Origin of the sequence: Mesorhizobium sp. M8A.F.Ca.ET.165.01.1.1 (assembly GCF_004792065.1) — a bacterium.
GTDB lineage: Bacteria > Pseudomonadota > Alphaproteobacteria > Rhizobiales > Rhizobiaceae > Mesorhizobium.
Genome location: NZ_SRTH01000087.1, coordinates 1 through 404 on the forward strand (window position 1 = coordinate 1; position 404 = coordinate 404).

Annotated in this window: 1 pseudogene; it reads right to left on the reverse strand. The window is 66.1% G+C overall.

From position 1 onward, the window contains the following. Positions 1-254, reverse strand: a pseudogene (locus EN808_RS35235) (hypothetical protein); the annotation flags it as partial. Positions 255-404 lie beyond the last annotated feature (150 nt).

Here is a 404-nt window from a genome sequence, read left to right on the forward strand (position 1 = left end):
TCGGCCGTCAGCACCGACGCGCGGTCGCCGAGATGCGCGTTGCCGGGATGGGCGAGCGTGGCATGCGCGAATCCGGCCATTTCCGGCGAGCGTTCGACCAGCACGACCCGCGCCGCCGGACAGCGCGACAGCACCGCGAGCCCCGCGGCGCCCGCGCCGATGACAATCGCACCGTCCAGTATCGCTGGCTCGCCGACCCCCGACGGCAAGACTTTCGCTTCCGCGTCCATTCGTGTCTTTATCGTCGCCATCATGCCTTCAAGTGGCACGACCATGTATCTGACATATGCCGCTCACCGGCCAAAAGGAATAGGCGGCTGTTGCAAAAGCCTCCGGCATTGTGTCGCGCACCCTGAAGGGCCGGCTAATGAACCGGGTCGGCGTGGCGGTGCACCAGCTTGAAC